General features: G+C 75.8%; 14 protein-coding genes, 1 pseudogene and 1 riboswitch. Of the genes and pseudogenes, 6 read left to right on the forward strand and 9 right to left on the reverse strand.

Features of this window, described 5'->3' with window-relative positions:
* Nucleotides 1-52: 52 nt before the first annotated feature.
* The 3 genes from ACRYM0_RS16545 to ACRYM0_RS16555 all read right to left on the reverse strand — a co-directional run bounded on the left by ACRYM0_RS16545 (nt 53) and on the right by ACRYM0_RS16555 (nt 4,272).
* Nucleotides 53-727 (reverse strand): transglycosylase family protein, encoded by a 675-nt coding sequence (locus ACRYM0_RS16545; protein ID WP_432506904.1) that lies wholly within the window; start codon nt 725-727, stop codon nt 53-55.
* Between the two features lie 11 nt (nt 728-738).
* Nucleotides 739-880, reverse strand: a riboswitch (cyclic di-AMP (ydaO/yuaA leader).
* A 190-nt stretch (nt 881-1,070) separates the two neighbouring features.
* Entirely contained in the window at nt 1,071-1,847 is a 777-nt protein-coding gene (locus tag ACRYM0_RS16550) for a lysophospholipid acyltransferase family protein (RefSeq protein WP_432506905.1), read from the reverse strand.
* Nucleotides 1,848-1,977: 130 nt separating this feature from the next.
* Nucleotides 1,978-4,272: an SDR family oxidoreductase gene (locus ACRYM0_RS16555; RefSeq protein WP_432506906.1), complete on the reverse strand. Its 2,295-nt coding sequence runs from the start codon at nt 4,270-4,272 to the stop codon at nt 1,978-1,980.
* 180 nt (nt 4,273-4,452) lie between these two features.
* Here ACRYM0_RS16555 and ACRYM0_RS16560 point away from each other — a divergent pair, with 180 nt between their 5' ends.
* The 5 genes from ACRYM0_RS16560 to ACRYM0_RS16580 all read left to right on the forward strand — a co-directional run bounded on the left by ACRYM0_RS16560 (nt 4,453) and on the right by ACRYM0_RS16580 (nt 8,898).
* A complete protein-coding gene (locus tag ACRYM0_RS16560) occupies nt 4,453-5,022 on the forward strand; it encodes a PAS domain-containing protein (RefSeq protein WP_432506907.1) in 570 nt (189 codons plus the stop codon).
* Between the two features lies 1 nt (nt 5,023).
* Nucleotides 5,024-6,001 (forward strand): methyl-accepting chemotaxis protein, encoded by a 978-nt coding sequence (locus ACRYM0_RS16565; protein WP_432506908.1) that lies wholly within the window; start codon nt 5,024-5,026, stop codon nt 5,999-6,001.
* Between the two features lie 180 nt (nt 6,002-6,181).
* Nucleotides 6,182-8,347 (forward strand): carbon starvation CstA family protein, encoded by a 2,166-nt coding sequence (locus tag ACRYM0_RS16570; protein ID WP_432506909.1) that lies wholly within the window; start codon nt 6,182-6,184, stop codon nt 8,345-8,347.
* Nucleotides 8,344-8,520 carry a CstA-like transporter-associated (seleno)protein gene (locus ACRYM0_RS16575; RefSeq protein WP_432506910.1) on the forward strand — a complete coding sequence of 59 codons (177 nt, stop codon included), beginning with the start codon at nt 8,344-8,346 and terminating at the stop codon, nt 8,518-8,520. Before ACRYM0_RS16570 ends, ACRYM0_RS16575 begins: the two co-directional genes overlap by 4 nt.
* A 30-nt stretch (nt 8,521-8,550) precedes the next feature.
* The gene (locus ACRYM0_RS16580; RefSeq protein ID WP_432506916.1) at nt 8,551-8,898 is read left to right on the forward strand and encodes a metallopeptidase family protein; all 348 of its coding nucleotides are present in this window, start codon (nt 8,551-8,553) and stop codon (nt 8,896-8,898) included.
* A 7-nt stretch (nt 8,899-8,905) separates the two neighbouring features.
* Here the strand turns inward: ACRYM0_RS16580 and ACRYM0_RS16585 are convergent, their stop codons facing one another.
* Both ACRYM0_RS16585 and ACRYM0_RS16590 read right to left on the reverse strand, forming a co-directional pair.
* Complete coding sequence (locus ACRYM0_RS16585; RefSeq protein ID WP_432506911.1) at nt 8,906-11,209, reverse strand: EAL domain-containing protein; 2,304 nt, start codon at nt 11,207-11,209, stop codon at nt 8,906-8,908.
* 140 nt (nt 11,210-11,349) lie between these two features.
* Nucleotides 11,350-13,230 carry a putative bifunctional diguanylate cyclase/phosphodiesterase gene (locus ACRYM0_RS16590; protein WP_432506912.1) on the reverse strand — a complete coding sequence of 627 codons (1,881 nt, stop codon included), beginning with the start codon at nt 13,228-13,230 and terminating at the stop codon, nt 11,350-11,352.
* 94 nt (nt 13,231-13,324) lie between these two features.
* Here ACRYM0_RS16590 and ACRYM0_RS16595 point away from each other — a divergent pair, with 94 nt between their 5' ends.
* On the forward strand, nt 13,325-13,639 hold the full coding sequence (locus ACRYM0_RS16595; protein ID WP_432506913.1) for a tetratricopeptide repeat protein: 315 nt from the start codon (nt 13,325-13,327) through the stop codon (nt 13,637-13,639).
* A gap of 7 nt (nt 13,640-13,646) precedes the next feature.
* On the opposite strand, the gene ACRYM0_RS16600 is transcribed toward ACRYM0_RS16595, so the two are convergent.
* The 4 genes and pseudogenes from ACRYM0_RS16600 to ACRYM0_RS16615 all read right to left on the reverse strand — a co-directional run.
* Nucleotides 13,647-14,387, reverse strand: coding sequence for an HAD-IIA family hydrolase (locus ACRYM0_RS16600; protein WP_432506917.1), 741 nt, complete (start codon nt 14,385-14,387; stop codon nt 13,647-13,649).
* Nucleotides 14,388-14,507: 120 nt separating this feature from the next.
* The gene (deoC, locus tag ACRYM0_RS16605; protein WP_432506914.1) at nt 14,508-15,194 is read right to left on the reverse strand and encodes a deoxyribose-phosphate aldolase; all 687 of its coding nucleotides are present in this window, start codon (nt 15,192-15,194) and stop codon (nt 14,508-14,510) included.
* Nucleotides 15,191-16,684, reverse strand: a complete 1,494-nt coding sequence (locus ACRYM0_RS16610) for a GGDEF domain-containing protein (protein WP_432506915.1) — start codon at nt 16,682-16,684, stop codon at nt 15,191-15,193. Before ACRYM0_RS16610 ends, deoC begins: the two co-directional genes overlap by 4 nt.
* Nucleotides 16,681-16,907 (reverse strand): annotated as a pseudogene (locus ACRYM0_RS16615) (hypothetical protein); the annotation flags it as partial. The pseudogene ACRYM0_RS16615 and the gene ACRYM0_RS16610, both read right to left, overlap by 4 nt.

The following is a 16,907-nucleotide window of genomic DNA, read 5'->3' on the forward strand; positions in this document are numbered from 1 at the left end:
CCGCCGCGCGGGGGGGGGGGGGGGCGGGGGGTGGCGCGGGAGTGCGGGCCCGTCAGGGCAGGGTCAGCACCATGCCGACCTCGATGCGGGCCGGGTCGTCGCCGATGACGCCGCGGTTGGCGTTCCACAGGTTCGCGTAGCCGCCGGCCACGCCGTTGTTCACCGCGATGCGGTACAGGGTGTCGCCGGGCTGCACGGTGTAGGTGCGCGCGGCCGGGGCGGGCGCCGGGGCGGGCGCCGGGGCGGCGGCGACGGCGACGGGCTCGGGGGCCGGAGCAGGGGCGGGAGCCGGGGCCGGGGCGGGCGCGGGGTTCAGCAGCGCCTGCTCCGCGCCGACCGGGTCGGCCGCACCGCTCAGGCCCAGGCGGCGCGAGCAGGAGGGCCAGGCGCCCCAGCCCTGCACGGCCAGGACGCGCTCGGCGACCACGATCTGCTGCTCGCGGGTGGCCTGGTCGGCGCGCGCGGCGTACTGCCCGCCGCCGAAGCCGGTCCACGTGCTCGGGCTGAACTGCAGCCCGCCGTAGTAGCCGTTGCCGGTGTTGATGCTCCAGTTGCCGCTGGACTCGCACTGGGCCAGGCGGTCCCACTCGGAGACCGGGGCGGCGGACGCACCGGTGGCGGGGGCGAGGATCGCGGCACCGGCCGCACCGGCGGCGGCGGTGGCGAGCAGTCCCCGGCGCAGGGCGCGGGCGGACGTGCGGGTACGACGGAAGGACAGCGCAGACATGGGGACCTCCGACGCCTGCGAGGTGAGCTGTCGGGTTCGGGCCGAAGGTGGTGGCCCGGCCGCCCGGAGGCGGCTTCACCCCGAGGACCCCCACCGCGCGCGGCGGGCGTCCGAGGAACCATGGGTCCCCCGCTCCTGCCCGGTGATCAGGTGTTCCGGCGCGGGGCGGGCAGGACTCGGCGTGTCCTCGCGTCGGGCTCCCGAAAGGCCTCGGGAACCCGCCGACCGTAACAAGACCGAAGCCGTACGTACACCGGCTCGTCGCCTGCGGCGCCCTCGCGGGCGCGGTGCCGTGCGGCGGCGGCCCCGCTGCTGTGACCGAGGTCACCGCCGACGGGGCTGCTCAGCTGTTGGCGAGCAGCTTCGCCACGGCCTCCTCGATGCGCGGGGTGAAGTCCCCCGCACGCTCGCCCGGCCGGCCGTGCAGCGGCTCCCCGAACGTCACGCCGATGCGCGGTCGCCCCTTCGAGGGCCAGTTCTGCCGCGGCGGCATCGCCTCGTACGTGCCGCGCAGCGCCACCGGCACCACCGGCACGCCGGCCTCCAGCGCCAGGTACGCCGCACCCTTCTTGAAGGGGCGCATCTGCCCGGTGTAGCTGCGCCCGCCCTCCGGGAAGAGCACCAGGCTCCAGCCGTCGGCCAGCAGCTGCGAGGACGCGTTGGCACCCCGCCCGCCGCGCCGCTCCAGCGGGAAGGTGCCGATCACCAGGCCCGAGGGGGCCGAGCGCCACCAGACGTCGAAGAAGTAGTCCGCCGCGGCGGCCACCGCGACCCGGCGCCGGCGCCGCGCCCCCAGGGCGTGCAGCAGCACCGGCGTGTCCAGGTGCGAGGAGTGGTTCGCCACGATGACGGCGGGGCCGCCGATGCCGTCCAGGACCTCCACGCCCCGCACGTCGATGCGCAGCTCCGCGCGCATCAGGGGCGTCAGCAGCGCGCGCTGCAGGCCGGCCCGCACGGCCGAGGCCGGCCGCGAGCGCACCCAGTCGTTGCGGTGGACCTTGCGCGGCCCGCCGCCCGACCCGCCGGGCCCGCCGGACGCGCCGCCACCGGAGCGGCGGCGGGCCAGCGGGAAGGCCCGCACCAGGCGGCCGGGGCCGTCCTCACCCATCAGCATCGTCATCCGGGGACCTCCTCGCGCACGGCTCCGGGCGCGTTCGGCGTTCGTGACGGGCGCACCCGCGCATCTTCCCACGCCCCGCGGGGACCGCCCGGTGGCCCCGCGCGGCGCCCGGCCCGCGCCGGGGCGGCGGTCAGTCGGTGCCGGCCAGCACCTGCTGCGGCACCCGCAGGCGCCGCCCGGGGGACGAGGCCGCCCAGTCCGCCACCGGCCAGCGGGCCGCGCGCGCGACCCGGAACAGCGACACGTCCGGCGAGACGGCCGTGGGGTTGCCCACGGCCCGCAGCAGCGGCACGTCCGGGTGGGAGTCGGCGTAGGCGTAGCTGGCGGACAGGTCCGCCCCCTCCACCTCGGCGTAGCGCCGCAGCCACGCCGCGCGCGCCTCGCCCACCACGGGCGGGGAGGTCAGGAACCCGGTGGCGCGCCGGCGCCCGTCCGGGCCCGTCTCCTCCTCCAGGCCCGTGCACACCACCTCGTCGAACAACCCCGCCAGCGGGCGCGTCACCAGGCCCACGTCGCCGGTCATGAGGATCGTGCGGTGCCCGGCGTCGCGGTGCGCCTGGATGCGGCGCAGGGCGTCGGAGGACACCTGCTGCAGGAAGCGGGGGGCGAAGACGTCGTCCACGTGCGCCTCGAGCGCGTCGAGGTCCACACCGGCGTAGCCGCGGAACAGCGAGCGCAGGAAGCTGCCGCGGTCGCGGCGCTCGGCGGCGATCCACCCCGGCAGGTTGCGCACCACGCGGGCGAACTCCGCCACGCGCGCCGGCGCGTCCAGCTGCGACAGGCGCAGCGTCAGGTAGGTGTCCACCACGGTGCCCGGCAGCAGCGTCCCGGCCAGGTCGAACACCGCCAGGACCGGTGCGGCGCCCTCGGCGGCCGGCTTCAGCTCGCGCGGCCCGCCGGTGGCCTCGGCGGCCTTGCGGCGGCGGCGGATCTCCTCGTACTTGCGCATCTGCCCCGTCACGCTCGGGCAGTGGGTGTCGCGCCAGTACGCCTTCCAGTCCACCACGGCCGTGTCGAAGCCCCACAGCTCCACGTCGGCCGGGTCCAGCGAGCGGTGCAGGGCCAGGGTGTTGTCGTCGACGAAGCGCAGCTCCGCCTCCGTGTAGGCCTTGTACAGGTCCATGTAGCGGCGGGCGAACTCCACCTGCCGGCGGGCGCCGTCGAGCTTGCGCGAGGCGCGGCGCACCCGCTCCGAGCGCGGGGCCAGCATCAGCGCGCGGTTGCCCGCACCCGTCAGCAGCTCGCCGGTGCGGACCTTGCGCTCCACGGCGTTCTGCCCCGGGAAGCTCCAGGTCGGCATGACCTCGGGGGAGGAGTCGAAGGGGTGCTCGACGAAGTACGCCCGGACGTGCTCGTACAGGCCGCGGAACGTGATCGGGTTCCGGTTCCCGGAGGAGACGTGGTAGTACGCCGGCTGCGACAGCGGCGGCGGCGTCGCGGCGGCCTTGAGGATCGCGTTGACGACGTGGTCGATCGGCACGACGTCCAGCACCGAGTCGGGGGCGGCGGGGAACTCCGTCAGCTCGCCCTTGCCGTACGCCAGGATGATCGGCTCGGCCATCTTGAAGCCCTCGATCCAGCCCGGGTGCGGGTGGACCAGCGCCGACTCCACGATGCTGGGGCGCAGGATCGTGGTCGGCACCGCCGGGGCGGCGACCTCCTCCACGAAGCGCTCGCCCATCGCCTTGGTGAAGGTGTAGCAGTCCGTCCAGCCCAGGGTGCGGGCGCGCTCCTTGCCGGCGGCCTTCTGCTGCTCGGTCACCCACTCCACGCGGCGGCGCTCGGCGTCGGCGGCCACCGTCAGCGGCCCGGCGCGGCCGTGGTCGCGCTCGGCGGCCCGCAGGAAACCGCGCAGCCGCGCGTCCAGCCGCGAGTCCTCCTCGATGCGGGCGGCCAGCCGCAGGCCGGCGTCCAGCTCGGTGCGCCAGTCCACGGAGTGGTCCACGGCCCGCTCGGGCACCTCGCCGCGGCGGCGGCCACCCACGTAGGCGGTGGACACGTGCACGTAGTGGACGGGCGCCTCGGGCCTGCTGACGGCCAGGGTGCGCTCCACGAGGTTGCGCGTGCCCACCACGTTCGTGGTGAAGGCGTCCTGGATCAGCGGGTCGAAGGAGACGTCGCCGGCGCAGTGCACCACCACGTCCAGGTCGCCGGGCAGCTCCGGCACGTCCGCCAGGTCGCCCTCCAGGACGGCGACGCGCGTCTTCAGCAGGTCGTCGGGGTCGCCGGCCGCGGCGAAGATCCTCTTGCGCAGCAGCGAGCGCATCCGGTCCTCACCGCTCTGGCCCGGCTTGGGCCGCACCAGCGCGAGCACCGAGGCGCCGGGCACGTCGACGAGGATCCGCTGCAGCAGCGCCTCTCCGATGAAACCGGTGACACCGGTCAGGAGCAGGCGCTTGCCGTCGAGCTGGTCAGCCAATCGCACCGGGCGATCCTGCCACGACCGCGGACCCCCCACGGACCGGTGCCGACCGGCGCGCGGTGCCGGTGCGGGGGCCGCGGCCACCCCCGTGCGGGGGACGCGCCCAGGACTAAAGTCACCCACAGTGACGCCGATGCCTTGAGGGCGCAGCCGAACCGGGAGCTGCCGGAGCAGGGAGTCACCATGGTGAGCGCGACGGGCGCGACCCGCGCGGCGGGGGCCGCCGTGCGGCCCACGGGTCAGGAGCGGACCTTCGGGGCGGACGAGCTCATCGTCTCCAAGACGGACACCCGCGGGGTCATCACGTACGCCAACGACGTCTTCTGCCGCGTCGGCGCCTACGAGCTGCACGAGGTCGTCGGACAGCCGCACAACCTCATCCGGCACCCCGAGATGCCCCGGGCCGTCTTCAAGCTGCTGTGGGACACCGTCTCCGCCGGCCGGGAGCTGTTCGCCTACGTCAACAACCTGGCCGCGGACGGCGCGAACTACTGGGTGCTGGCGCACGTCACCCCCTCCTTCGGGCCGGGCGGGAAGATCGTCGGCTACCACTCCAACCGCCGCCGCCCCGCCCGCGCGGGCGTGGAGGCGATCCAGCCCCTGTACCGCGAACTGCTGGCCGAGGAGTCCCGCCACGGCACCGGCCGGGCGGCGGCCGAGGCCGGCAGCGCCCTGCTGGCGGGCCGGCTCGCCGAGCGCGGCGTCGACTACGACGAGTTCGTGTGGTCCCTGATCCCCGACGTGGAGGCCTGAGATGAGCAGCACCGGCAGGCGGGGCCCGTTCGGCCGAGGGCGCGCCACCGGTGGTGCGCCGGACGAGCTGGCCCGCTACCGGGCCCTGGTCGAGCAGGTGACGCGCGTGTGCGAGGCCGCCGCCGCCGGCGACTCCGAGGCGCGCGTGGCCGGCGTCCCCGGTTCCGAGGACGACCCCCTGCTCGCCGGGCTCGTCCAGGGCGTCAACCGCGCGCTGGACGTCTCCGACGCCTTCGTCCGCGAGGCCGGTGCCGTGCTCAGCTCCGCCGCCGAGGGCCGCTACCACCGCCGCCTGCTGCCCGGCGGGCTGCGCGGCGCCTACCGCGGTGCGGCGGCGAGCATCGACGGCGGTCGGGCCGGCATGCAGCGCGACGCCCGCAGCATCGCCGCCGCCGCCGACTCCCGGCTGGCGCTGGCCGACACGTTCGAGGCCGACGTCCTCGGCGTCGCCGAGCAGGTCGCGACCGCCTCCACCGAGCTGAGCGCGTCCGCGCAGGGGCTGTCCACGGCCGCCTCGGCGGCCAGCACCGAGGCCGAGCAGGCGTCGGTCACCGTGCAGGAGCTCACCCGGGCGTCGGAGGGGATCCAGCAGGTCGTCTCCGTCATCAACAGCATCGCCGGGCAGACGCGGCTGCTGGCCCTGAACGCGACCATCGAGTCCGCCCGCGCCGGTGAGGCCGGCCGCGGCTTCGCCGTCGTGGCGGCCGAGGTCAAGGAGCTGGCCGACCAGACCGGCCGCGCGACCGAGGAGGTCTCGGCGCAGGTGGCCAGCATCCGGGCGCAGGCGCAGGGCGCGGCGCAGGCCATCACCGGCATCAGTGCCACGGTGGCGGAGATGAACGGCCTCGTGGACGGCGTGCGCGCGGCCGTGGACGGCGGCGGCAGCTGGGGCGGGGCGCAGGACGTCACGGGCCTGTCCCGCCTCGCCGAGGAGCTGCGCGTGAAGATCGACGCCTTCCTCACCGGCCTGCGCGCCTGACCCCCTCCACCTCATCGGCCCGCCTCCGCCTCCGCCCCCGCGGTGATCTTGCACGGTTGAGCATTCGATCGCGCAAGATCACCGCAGGGGCGGAGGTGGTGGGCGCGCCGAGGTGACAGGGGGGCCACTCGCGGTGATGATCGGGCGGCAACCACCCGGACGTCCCGCGAGGAGGCGGTCGTGTCCACCGCTGTGCCCACCCCGAACGACAGCGGCACCCGCCGCCGGCCCACCGCCCGCTCGGTCGTCGTCTGGACCCTCGTCGCGCTCGTCGGCGCGGTCGCATGGACGGTCCTGGCGCTGGCGCGCGGGGAGTCCGTCAACGCGCTGTGGATCCTGTTCGCAGCACTGGCCTCCTACGCCATCGCCTACCGGTTCTACGCCCGGTTCATCACCTACCGCGTGCTGCGCGCCGACGACTCGCGCGCCACGCCCGCCGAGCGCCTGCACAACGGCGTCGACTACGAGGTCACCGACCGCCGGGTGCTGTTCGGGCACCACTTCGCCGCCATCGCCGGCGCCGGTCCGCTCGTGGGCCCGGTGCTCGCGGCGCAGATGGGGTACCTGCCCGGCACGATCTGGATCGTCGTCGGCGTCATCTTCGCCGGGGCGGTGCAGGACCTGACGGTGCTGTTCTTCTCGATGCGCCGCGACGGCAAGAGCCTGGGGCAGATGGTGCGCGAGGAGATCGGCCCCGTGGGCGGCGCCGCCGCCCTGGTCGCCGTGTTCGCCATCATGATCATCATCCTGGCGGTGCTGGCGCTCATCGTCGTCAACGCCCTGGCCGAGTCGCCGTGGGGCGTGTTCTCCATCGCCCTGACGATCCCCATCGCCCTGTTCATGGGCGTGTACCTGCGCTACCTGCGCCCCGGGCGGGTGCTGGAGGCCACCGGCATCGGCGTGGTGCTGCTGCTGGCGGCCATCGTCGGCGGCGGCTACGTCGAGCAGCTGGGGATCTCCGACAGCCTCACGCTGTCGAAGGAGACCCTCGTGCTGGCGCTCGTGGTGTACGGGTTCGTCGCCTCGGTGCTGCCGGTGTGGTTGCTGCTGACCCCGCGCGACTACCTGTCGACGTTCATGAAGGTCGGCGTCATCGTGCTGCTGGCCGTCAGCCTGCTCATCGCCCGCCCCGTCCTGGCCAACGACGCGGTGACCACGTTCGCCCGGGAGGGGAACGGGCCGGTGTTCGCCGGCTCGCTGTTCCCGTTCGTGTTCATCACCATCGCCTGCGGAGCCCTGTCCGGCTTCCACGCGCTCATCGCCTCCGGCACGACGCCGAAGATGATCGCCAAGGAGCGCCAGGTCCGCCTCATCGGCTACGGCGGGATGCTCATGGAGAGCTTCGTCGCCATCAGCGCCCTCATCGCCGCCTCCGTCATCGACCAGGGCGTCTACTTCGCGATGAACTCCCCGGCCGGCGCGACCGGCGGCACCGCCGAGTCCGCCTCGCAGTTCCTCGCCGGCATCGGCATCACCACCCCGCCGGAGACGCTGACCGCGACGGCGCAGGCGGTTCAGGAGGACATCGTCTCGCGCACCGGCGGTGCGCCCACCCTGGCGCTGGGCATCTCGCAGATCTTCCACACCGCGTTCGGCGGTGGGCTGCAGGCGTTCTGGTACCACTTCGCGATCATGTTCGAGGCGCTGTTCATCCTCACCGCCGTCGACGCCGGCACCCGCGTGGGCCGGTTCATGCTGCAGGACACGGTCGGCAACGTCTGGAAGCGGTTCGGGGACCTGTCGTGGCGGCCGGGGAACCTCATCGCCAGCGCCGTCGTCGTCGGCGCCTGGGGGTACTTCCTGTACGCCGGGGTCACCGACCCCCTGGGCGGCATCAACCAGCTGTTCCCGCTGTTCGGCATCGCCAACCAGTTGCTGGCGGCGATCGCGCTGACGCTGGTGACGACGCTGCTCGTCAAGCACGGCCGCGCCCGCTACGCGTGGGTGGCGGCGGTGCCGCTCGCCTGGGACCTGGTGGTGACGATGACGGCGAGCTGGCAGAAGGTGTTCTCGGACAACCCGGCCATCGGCTACTTCGCCCAGGCCGACGCCTACCGCGCGGCCCTCGACGCCGGACGGCTCCTCGGCGCCGCCCAGGACGCCGGGCAGATGCAGCAGGTCGTCACGAACTCCACCGTCAACGGGGTCCTGCAGGCGGTGTTCGCGCTGCTGGTGGTCGTCGTGGCCGTCAACGCCGCCGTCGTCGTGGCCCGCGCCCTGCGCGCCGGTTCCCTGCCCACCACCGAGGTGCCGGCGGTGCCGTCCCGGCTGCGCGAGCCCGCAGGCCTGTTCCCGACCGCGGAGGAGAAGCGCGGGGCCGGCGGGCGCGAGGAGGTGCTGCGGTGAGGGACCTGGTGCGCGGGCTGCGCTGGTACCTGCGGGAGGTGGACGGCCGCTCCCGCTGGGAGCGCTACCTGGCCGAGTGCGCCGCCCACGGGCACCCGCCGCTGACGCGCCGGGAGTTCGAGCGCCGCCGCGCCGACGCCCGCGCCGGTGCGGTCTCCTCCCGCTGCTGCTGAGGGCGCTGCGAGACTGCCGCCGTGGTGCAGATGGGGCGCGAGGAGTTCGAGGACGCCGTCGCCGACGCCCTCGACGAGATCCCGCGGGAACTCGCCCGGGCGATGAGCAACGTCGTCGTCCTCGTCGAGGACGACCCGCCGGAGGGGTTCGGGCCCGACCTGCTCGGCCTGTACGAGGGCACCCCGCTGACCGAGCGGGGCGAGTGGTGGGCGGCCGGTGCGCTGCCGGACCGCATCACGGTGTTCCGCCGCCCCACCCTGGCCGTGTGCGAGGACCGCGAGCAGGTGGTGCAGGAGGTCCGCGTCACCGTGGTGCACGAGGTGGCCCACCACTTCGGCATCGACGACGAGCGCCTGCACGAGCTCGGGTGGGCGTGAGGCGCCCTCAGCCGGTGGCGTCGGCGGTGGCCCCGGGGGTGCCCGCGGCCAGGGACGCCAGGCGGCCCCCCGCCGCCCGGGCCAGGGCGCGCAGCACGTCGCGCTGGCCGGGGGTCAGGGTGCGCGGGCGGTGGTCCAGCAGGCACACCGTGCCCAGCGCCCGGCCCGCCGCGTCGGTCACCGGCGCCCCCGCGTAGAAGCGCACGGGCAGGCCCTGGACGAGGTACCCCAGGTCGCGGAAGCGGGCGTCGACCGCCGCGTCCGGCACCTCGACGAGGTCCTCGCCGGAGGAGTGGTGGCAGAACCCCTGCTCGCGCGGCACCCGGTGCGGGGGCAGGCCCACCGCGGCCGGCACGTGCTGCTCGTCGCGGCCCACGAGCGTGACCATGGCCACGGGCACGTCGGCCACGCGGGCGGCGACCGCGGTGAGCTCCTGCAGGACCGGGTCGCCCGTGCCCGCGGCCTCGGCGTGCCGCTCGGCGGAACGGGCCCGCAGCACCTCGGCGGCCGGGGCGGGCGCCGCGACCGCCGCCGGGGCGGGGGTGAAGTCCAGACCGGCCACCTCCTCGGCCGGCACCGGGCGGCTGAAGAGGTACCCCTGCAGCAGGTCGTACCCCAGCTCGGTCAGCAACCGGCGCGTGCCCTCGTCCTCCACGCCCTCACCGACGACCTCCAGCCCCAGGCGGTGCGCCAGCTCCAGCACGGCGCGCACGATCGCCTCGTCCCCACCGCCGCGCAGCGCGCCGGCGACGAACCGGCGGTCCACCTTCAGCTCGTCGAAGGGCAGGTCCTGCAGCATCGCCAGGCTGGTGTAGCCGGTGCCGAAGTCGTCCAGCGCGGTGCGCACCCCCAGCGCCCGCAGCTCCGCCAGGACGGCCGCCGCGCGCCGCGGCTGGGTGGTCACCGCGGACTCGGTGACCTCCAGCACCAGCAGGTGCGCGGGCACGCCGCTGCGTCCCAGGTGCGCGCGCACCTGCTCCACGAGCCCGTCGTGGGCGACGAGCCGGGCGGACAGGTTCACCGAGACCCGCAGCGCGCGCCCCTCGCGCCGCCACGCCGCCGCCTGGTCCAGGGCCTCGCCCAGCACCCAGTCGGTCAGCGCGACGATCACCGAGGTGCGCTCGGCCTCGGGCAGGAACGCCCCCGGCGGCAGCAGGCCCCGGGTGGGGTGCTGCCAGCGCACCAGCGCCTCCACGCCCCGCACCCGCCGGCCGTGGGCCTCGACGAGCGGCTGGTAGTGCAGGCGCAGCTGCCCCTCGGCCACCGCGGTGCGCAGCTGCGCCTGCAGCTGCACGCCGTCGGCGGTGTGCTCCTCCATGCGGGGCTCCCACACCAGCGCCGCGCGGTCCGCGCGCCGGGCGGCGTGCAGCGCGGTGTCGGCGCGCTGCAGCAGCGTGCCGGGGTCGGTGCCGTGCAGGGGCGCCAGGACGGCGCCGGCGGTGACGTCCACGTCGACCCGGATGCCGGCCACCTCGAACGGGCCGGTGCCGTGCGACTCGGCGGCCTCCACGACCCGCTGCACCACCTCGGCGGGGGAGCACCCGCGCAGGTCTGCGGGCAGCTGCGGCAACCACAGCGCGAAGTCGTCCCCGCCCAGGCGGGCGACGGTCCCGTGCCGCCCTGCCCAGAGCGCGCAGGAGCGGGCCACCTGCCGCAGCAGCTCGTCGCCCCCGCCGCGGCCCAGGGCCTGGTTCAGCTCCCCGAAGCGGTCCAGGTCCAGCAGCACCAGCACCCCCGGGGAGCCCTGGTCCACCCCGGCCAGGTCCCGGGCGACGACCTGCGCCAGCCCGGCCTCGTTGAGCAGCCCGGTGAGCGCGTCGGTGGTGGCCAGCAGGCGCGCACGGCGCGTCAGGACCCCCACGACGGCCCCGGAGGTGGCGGTGATGCTGACCAGCAGCACCACGTGCAGCGCCGCGGAACCGATCGGCTGGCCCGCGCCCAGGGCCGCGGACGCGGCGGCCAGCGCGGCCACGGAGTGCGCGGCGGCCTGCAGGTGCGGCAGGAACAGCGCCCCGTAGACCACCACCCAGCCGCTGAACGTGGCGACCGCCGTGGCGGGGGCGCCGTCGCCGACCGCCCGCACCGCCAGGGCGATGACGACCGTGCCGGCGCCGAGGAGGACGTGCATCGGCGCGTCCGGCAACCGGTGCGCCCGGGCCAGCCCCGCCGCCACCGCGGAGGCGAGCACCCCGAGCGCCGCGGTCGCCGGGCGGTGCACGCCGGCCCAGACGGGGCAGGCGGCGATCAGGAGCAGCAGGGCGCCGCCGAGGCCGAAGAACACGGCGAGCGTCACGCGGTTGCTGAGCGCCACCGCAGCCTCCGATCGGGGTCGTCACGGCCGGCGGGCCGGCCGGCGCGCCCCGCTCCTCCGCTGCTCGAAGGGTTCACGAGAGCATCGGCGCGTCGCCCGCGCCGGTTGAGGCCCCGGCGGTCGATCCCGAGCCGGTCGGGTCAGTGCGCCGCCGCGGTGCCCTCGGCGCTGCGCTCGCTGCTGCGCTGCGCGCCGGCCAGGACCACCTGAGCGGCGCTGACCGGCCGCGCGTACAGGTACCCCTGCGCCAGGGCGCAGTTCAGCGCCCGCAGCGTCCCGGCCTGCTGCTCGGTCTCCACGCCCTCGGCGATGACGTCCAGGCCAAGGCTGCGGGCCAGCTCCACGATGCTGGCGACCAGCGTGGTGGCCGAGCCCCCGCCGGTGAGGTCGCCGACGAAGGACCGGTCGATCTTGACGATGTCCACCGGCAACCGGCGCAGGTACGACAGGCTGGAGTAGCCGGTGCCGAAGTCGTCGATGGCGATGCGCACGCCCAGGGCGCGCAGCTTCTCCAGCCGCGCCGCGGTGCCGACGAAGTCGTGCACCAGCAGGCTCTCGGTGATCTCCAGGGTGAGCTGGCGGGCCGGCAGGCCGGACTCGCGCAGCGCGGCGGCGACGACGTCGACGACCTCGTCCCCGGCGAGCTGCACCGCCGAGAGGTTCACCCCGATGGTGACCGGCCGCCCGCACCGGCGCGACCACTGCGCGGCCTGCTGCGCGGCGGTGCGCAGCACCCACGTCCCGATCTCCACGACGTGCCCGCTGCTCTCGGCCAGCGGCACGAACTCCAGCGGCGGGACCGTGCCCAGCACCGGGTGGTGCCAGCGCAGCAGGGCCTCGAAACCCTCCGTCCCCCCGCCGTCCAGTTCCACCGTGGCCTGGTAGTGCACCTCCAGCTCGCCGCGCCCCACCAGGCCCTGCAGGTCCTCCAGCAGCTGGGCGCGGTGGGCCGCCGCCCGCCCCATCGCCTGCGCGTAGGTGACGGCGCGGTCGCCGCCGAGCGCCTTGGCCTCCTGCAGGGCGAGGTCGGCGTGGTGCAGCAGCTGCTCGGTGCCGTCCCCGGTGCTCTCCCCGGCGCCGAGGGTGGCGCTGTCGGCCACGCCGGCGCTGGCCTGCACGGCCAGCTCCTGGCCACCGGCCGTCAGCGGCCCGCGCACGGCGGTGAGGAACCGCTCGGCGGCCCGGGAGGCGCTCTCGCCGTGCCCGCCGGTCAGCACGACCGCGAAGGTGTCGCCGTCCAGGCGCGCCACGCGGTCCCCGGCCCGCGCGACGGCGCGCAGCCGCCGGGCGGTGGTGCGCAGCACCTCGTCGCCGACGGCGTTGCCGCGGACGTCGTTGACGGCCTTGAAGCCGTCGAGGTCCAGCAGCACGACGGCGGCGGGCGCGTCGTCGGCCAGGGTCCGGCGGAGGAGCTCGCCGACCTGGATGCGGTTGGCCAGGCCCGTCAGGGGGTCCTGCAGGCCCTGCTGCTCGTTGAGCCGCCAGGAGGCCAGGTGCGCGCAGCTGGCGGCGAGGATGAAGCCGGCGTGCAGCAGCGTCCAGCGCCACGGGTGCGTCATCGCGTCGTGGTGGGCGTAGACGCTGTGCGGGACGAGGGTGCCCAGCACCCCGTGGTGCAGGACGACGATGCCCAGCCCCACCCCGAAGGGCACCCAGTCCTGGTAGAGCGCGACGACGCCGACCATGACGAAGAAGTGGAAGTGCGCCTCGATGAGCCCGCCGGTGAGGTCCACCAGCACCGCCGAGGCGGCGAACAGGCTGGCGGTGGCCGCCGCCGACGTCGCGGCGCGGCTCCACCGGGGCGGCAGCGCGACCGGCAGCGGCAGCAGCACCACCGCGACCAGGAGCAGCACGCGGGCGAGCGGGTGGCCCAGCGCCAGGCCCAGCGGCAGCAGGCACAGCCCCTGGGCCGCGGCCAGGACCAGCAGGACGCGGTGCCGGCGCCGCCAGACGTCCTCGGGCAGCCGGCGCCCCTGCGGCAGCAGCGCCCCGGTGGCCGTCCGCAGCGCTGTCCAGGTCACACCGGTCCGCATCGGCCGCCGGCGCGGCGCCCTTGAGGACGGCCCGCCCGGGCGGCGGAATCGGCCGGCGGCGCGCGGGGTTGAGGAGCGAGTGATGGTCGACCTCCTGAGCTTCGAGACGGCCCGCACCGCGTTCGGCGAGCGCCGCTTCACCGACGCGGTGTCCACCCTGGAACCCCTGCTGGCGCGCAACCCCGACGACCGCGCCCTGCGTGAGCTCCTCGCCCGTTCCTACTTCGGGGCGGCGATGCTCGGCAAGGCGGAGGAGCAGGCCCGGGAGCTGGTGCGCCGCGCCCCGGCCGACGGGTACGCGCACCTGCTGCTGGCCCGCAGCCTGGAGCGGCAGAGCCGCACCGCCGAGGCGCGCGGGCACCGCGTCATGGCGCACGTGCTGGGCGCCGGGGGCTGAGGCCCCCTCACACCAGCGGCACCAGGTCGCGCACCGAGTCCACGACGCGGTCCGGGCGGAACGGGAAGCGTTCCACCTGCTCCGCGCGCGTGGACCCGGTGAGCACCAGGTAGGTGCGCAGGCCCGCCTCGATGCCGGCGACGACGTCGGTGTCCATGCGGTCGCCGACCATCGCCGTGGTCTCCGAGTGCGCCTGGATGCGGTTCATGGCGGAGCGGAACATCATCGGGTTCGGCTTGCCGACGAAGTACGGTTCGGCGCCGGTGGCCCGGGTGATGAGCGCGGCGACCGACCCGGTGGCCGGCAGCGGCCCCTCCGCGGAGGGGCCGGTGGCGTCGGGGTTGGTGGCGATGAACCGCGCACCGCCCTCGATGAGCCGGATCGCCCGGGTGATGGCCTCGAAGGAGTACGTCCGGGTCTCGCCGAGCACCACGTAGTCCGGCGAGGTGTCGGTGAGGATGAACCCGGCCTCGTGCAGCGCCGTGGTCAGCCCCGACTCGCCGATGACGTACGCCGAGCCCTGCGGCATCTGCCGGGCCAGGAAGTCGGCGGTGGCCAGGGCGGAGGTCCAGATGGACTCCTCCGGCACGCTGATGCCGCTGCGCGCCAGGCGCGCGGCCAGGTCGCGCGGGGTGAAGATGGAGTTGTTCGTCAGCACCAGGAACCGCCGGCCGGTGTCCGCCAGGCGCTGCAGGAAGTCCGCCGCGCCGGGCAGCGCGCGCTCCTCGTGGACGAGCACCCCGTCCATGTCGGTCAGCCAGCACTCGATGCCGCCGTCCCCGCCCGGGCCGGGCCCCGTGCCCGCCCCGGCGACCTCGTCCTCGTCCACGTCGTCCCCCTCCGCTCCGTACCGCCCCGGTGGTCCGGCTCAGTCGTCCAGGCCGGCCAGGACGGCCGCCGTCCCCGACAGTCCCAGCCGGGTGGCGCCCGCGTCGAGCATCGCCAGCGCGGTCGCCGTGTCGCGGATGCCGCCGCTGGCCTTGACGCCGAGGCGGCCGCCGACGGTGGCGGCCATGACCTGCACGGCGTGCACGCTCGCGCCGCCGGTGGCGTGGAACCCGGTGGAGGTCTTCACGAAGTCGGCGCCGGCGGCCTCCGCGGCGCGGCACACCTCGACGAGCACGTCGTCGGGCAGGGCCGCGGACTCCACGATGACCTTCAGCACCCCGGGGGAGGGCACGGCCGCGCGCACGGCGGCGACGTCGGCGCGCACCGCGTCGAACTCCCCGGCCAGCGCGGCACCCACGTCGATCACCACGTCGACCTCCTGCGCGCCGGCGCGCACGGCCGCTTCGGCCTCGAAGGCCTTGACCGCGCTGGTGTGCTTGCCGGAGGGGAACCCGCAGACGGTGGCGACGACGAGGCCCTCGACGGCCTCGCCGCGGGCGACGTCGAGCATCGACGGCGACACGCAGATCGCCAGGACGCCCAGCTCGCGGGCGTCCGCGCACAGCGCGAGGACGTCCGCCCGCGTCGCCTCGGGCTTGAGCAGGGTGTGGTCGACGAGTCGGGCGACGTCGTGGCGGGTGCGGCCGGAGGCGGTGGGGGTGCTCACGGCCGCGAGTCTGCCACCGGCCGCCGACCGGACGCCCCCGGCCGGCGCAGCTCGGACGCGGCGGCGAGGCGGTCGCGCCCGCCGGTCTTGGCGGCGTACAGGGCCTCGTCGGCGCGGCGCAGCGCCGCGGCGGGTTCCTCGGCGCCGTCCCAGCGGGCCACGCCGACGGAGCAGCTCTGCCCGTGCGGGACCACGGCGCGCAGGGAGTCCAGGAGCCGCAGCGCGCCGTCCTCGTCGCGCGAGGGCAGCAGGACGGCGAACTCCTCCCCGCCCCAGCGGGCCAGGAACCCGTCGCCGGCCAGGGCCTCGGTCCAGGCGGCGGTGGCGGCCTTGAGCAGCTCGTCGCCGGCCTGGTGCCCGCGGGTGTCGTTGAACGCCTTGAAGCGGTCCAGGTCCAGCAGCGCCACGTACAGCCCCTCGCCGGTGCGGGCGGCGGTGGCGCAGGCGCGGGAGAGCTCGTGGTCCCAGGTGCGGCGGTTGGCCGCGCCGGTCAGCGGGTCGGTGCGGGCCAGGGCGGCCAGCTGCACGGCCTGGCTGCGCACCTGCTGCAACAGGTCCCAGATGCGGGCCACGACCAGCGCGACGAGCAGCACCGAGCCGGTCGCCAGCCACCCGGTGGGGGTGGCGCGCCCGCCCACGGTGAGGGCCACCAGGACCAGGGAGGGCAGCACGGCCGCCACGGCCAGCAGCACCAGGCGCGGCACGGTCAGGCCGGCGCCCTCGGTGGGCTTCTTCTCCGTCAGCCGGGAGGCGGACTCGGTGGTCGCGGCCAGGGCGTACAGCACGTAGAAGCACTGCCACAACAGGTTCATCCACAGCGGGGTGCTCGCCCCGCCGTCGACGAGCTGCAGCACGTTCATGGCCACGTCGGCGACCACGGTGGCGCTCGTGCCGCCGGCCAGCAGCCAGAAGGCGCGGGTGCGCGCGCCGGGGCCGGTGACCATCCGGGCCAGCAGGAACACCCACAGCACGTCGGCCACCGGGTAGGCGGTGCTGAGCACGCGCACCAGCGCGGTCTGCGTGCTGTCGGTGGCGATGGGCAGCACGACGAAGACGCCGAACAGGGTGGCCGCGCTGAGCGTGACGATGCAGGCGTCCAGCAGGCTGCCGCGGTGGGAGGACCCGCCGCGCTGGCGGTTCAGGCTCAGCAGGCCGACGGTCACGGGCACGTACGCCAGCAGGTAGACGGCGTCGGCGGGGGTCGGCCAGCTCTCGTTGCCGGCCAGGTCCAGGGCGGCGAACAGCAGCTCGCCCACCAGGTACATCACCTGCGCCCCCAGCAGCCAGCGCCACGGGCGCCGTCGCGCGGGCGGGATCCGGTGCACGGCCACGGCCATGAGGGCGACGGCCGCGGCCACGGGCAGCAGGTAGACCACGGTGCCCGCCGGGCTCGTGGCCCCGACCGCCGCGGTCGCGGTCGTGCACAGCGGCAGGGTCGCCACGACGGCCGCCGCGGCGGCGCCCAGGCCTCGGGTGTGCGAGCGCTTCACGTCGTCCTCCTGGCGGTGGCCCCGGTCGCCGGGGTGCTCGAGCGTGCAGCACCGGTCGCCGAGGTGGCGGTGCCGTCGTGCACGAGGCGGTCGCGGCCGCCGGTCTTGGCGGCGTACAGGGCCTCGTCGGCGCGGCGCAGCGCCGCGGCGGGTTCCTCGGCGCCGTCCCAGCGGGCCACGCCGACGGAGCAGCTCTGCCCGTGCGGGACCACGGCGCGCAGGG

The organism is Kineococcus arenarius subsp. arenarius, assembly GCF_050871845.1.
Classification (GTDB): Bacteria; Actinomycetota; Actinomycetes; order Actinomycetales; family Kineococcaceae; genus Kineococcus.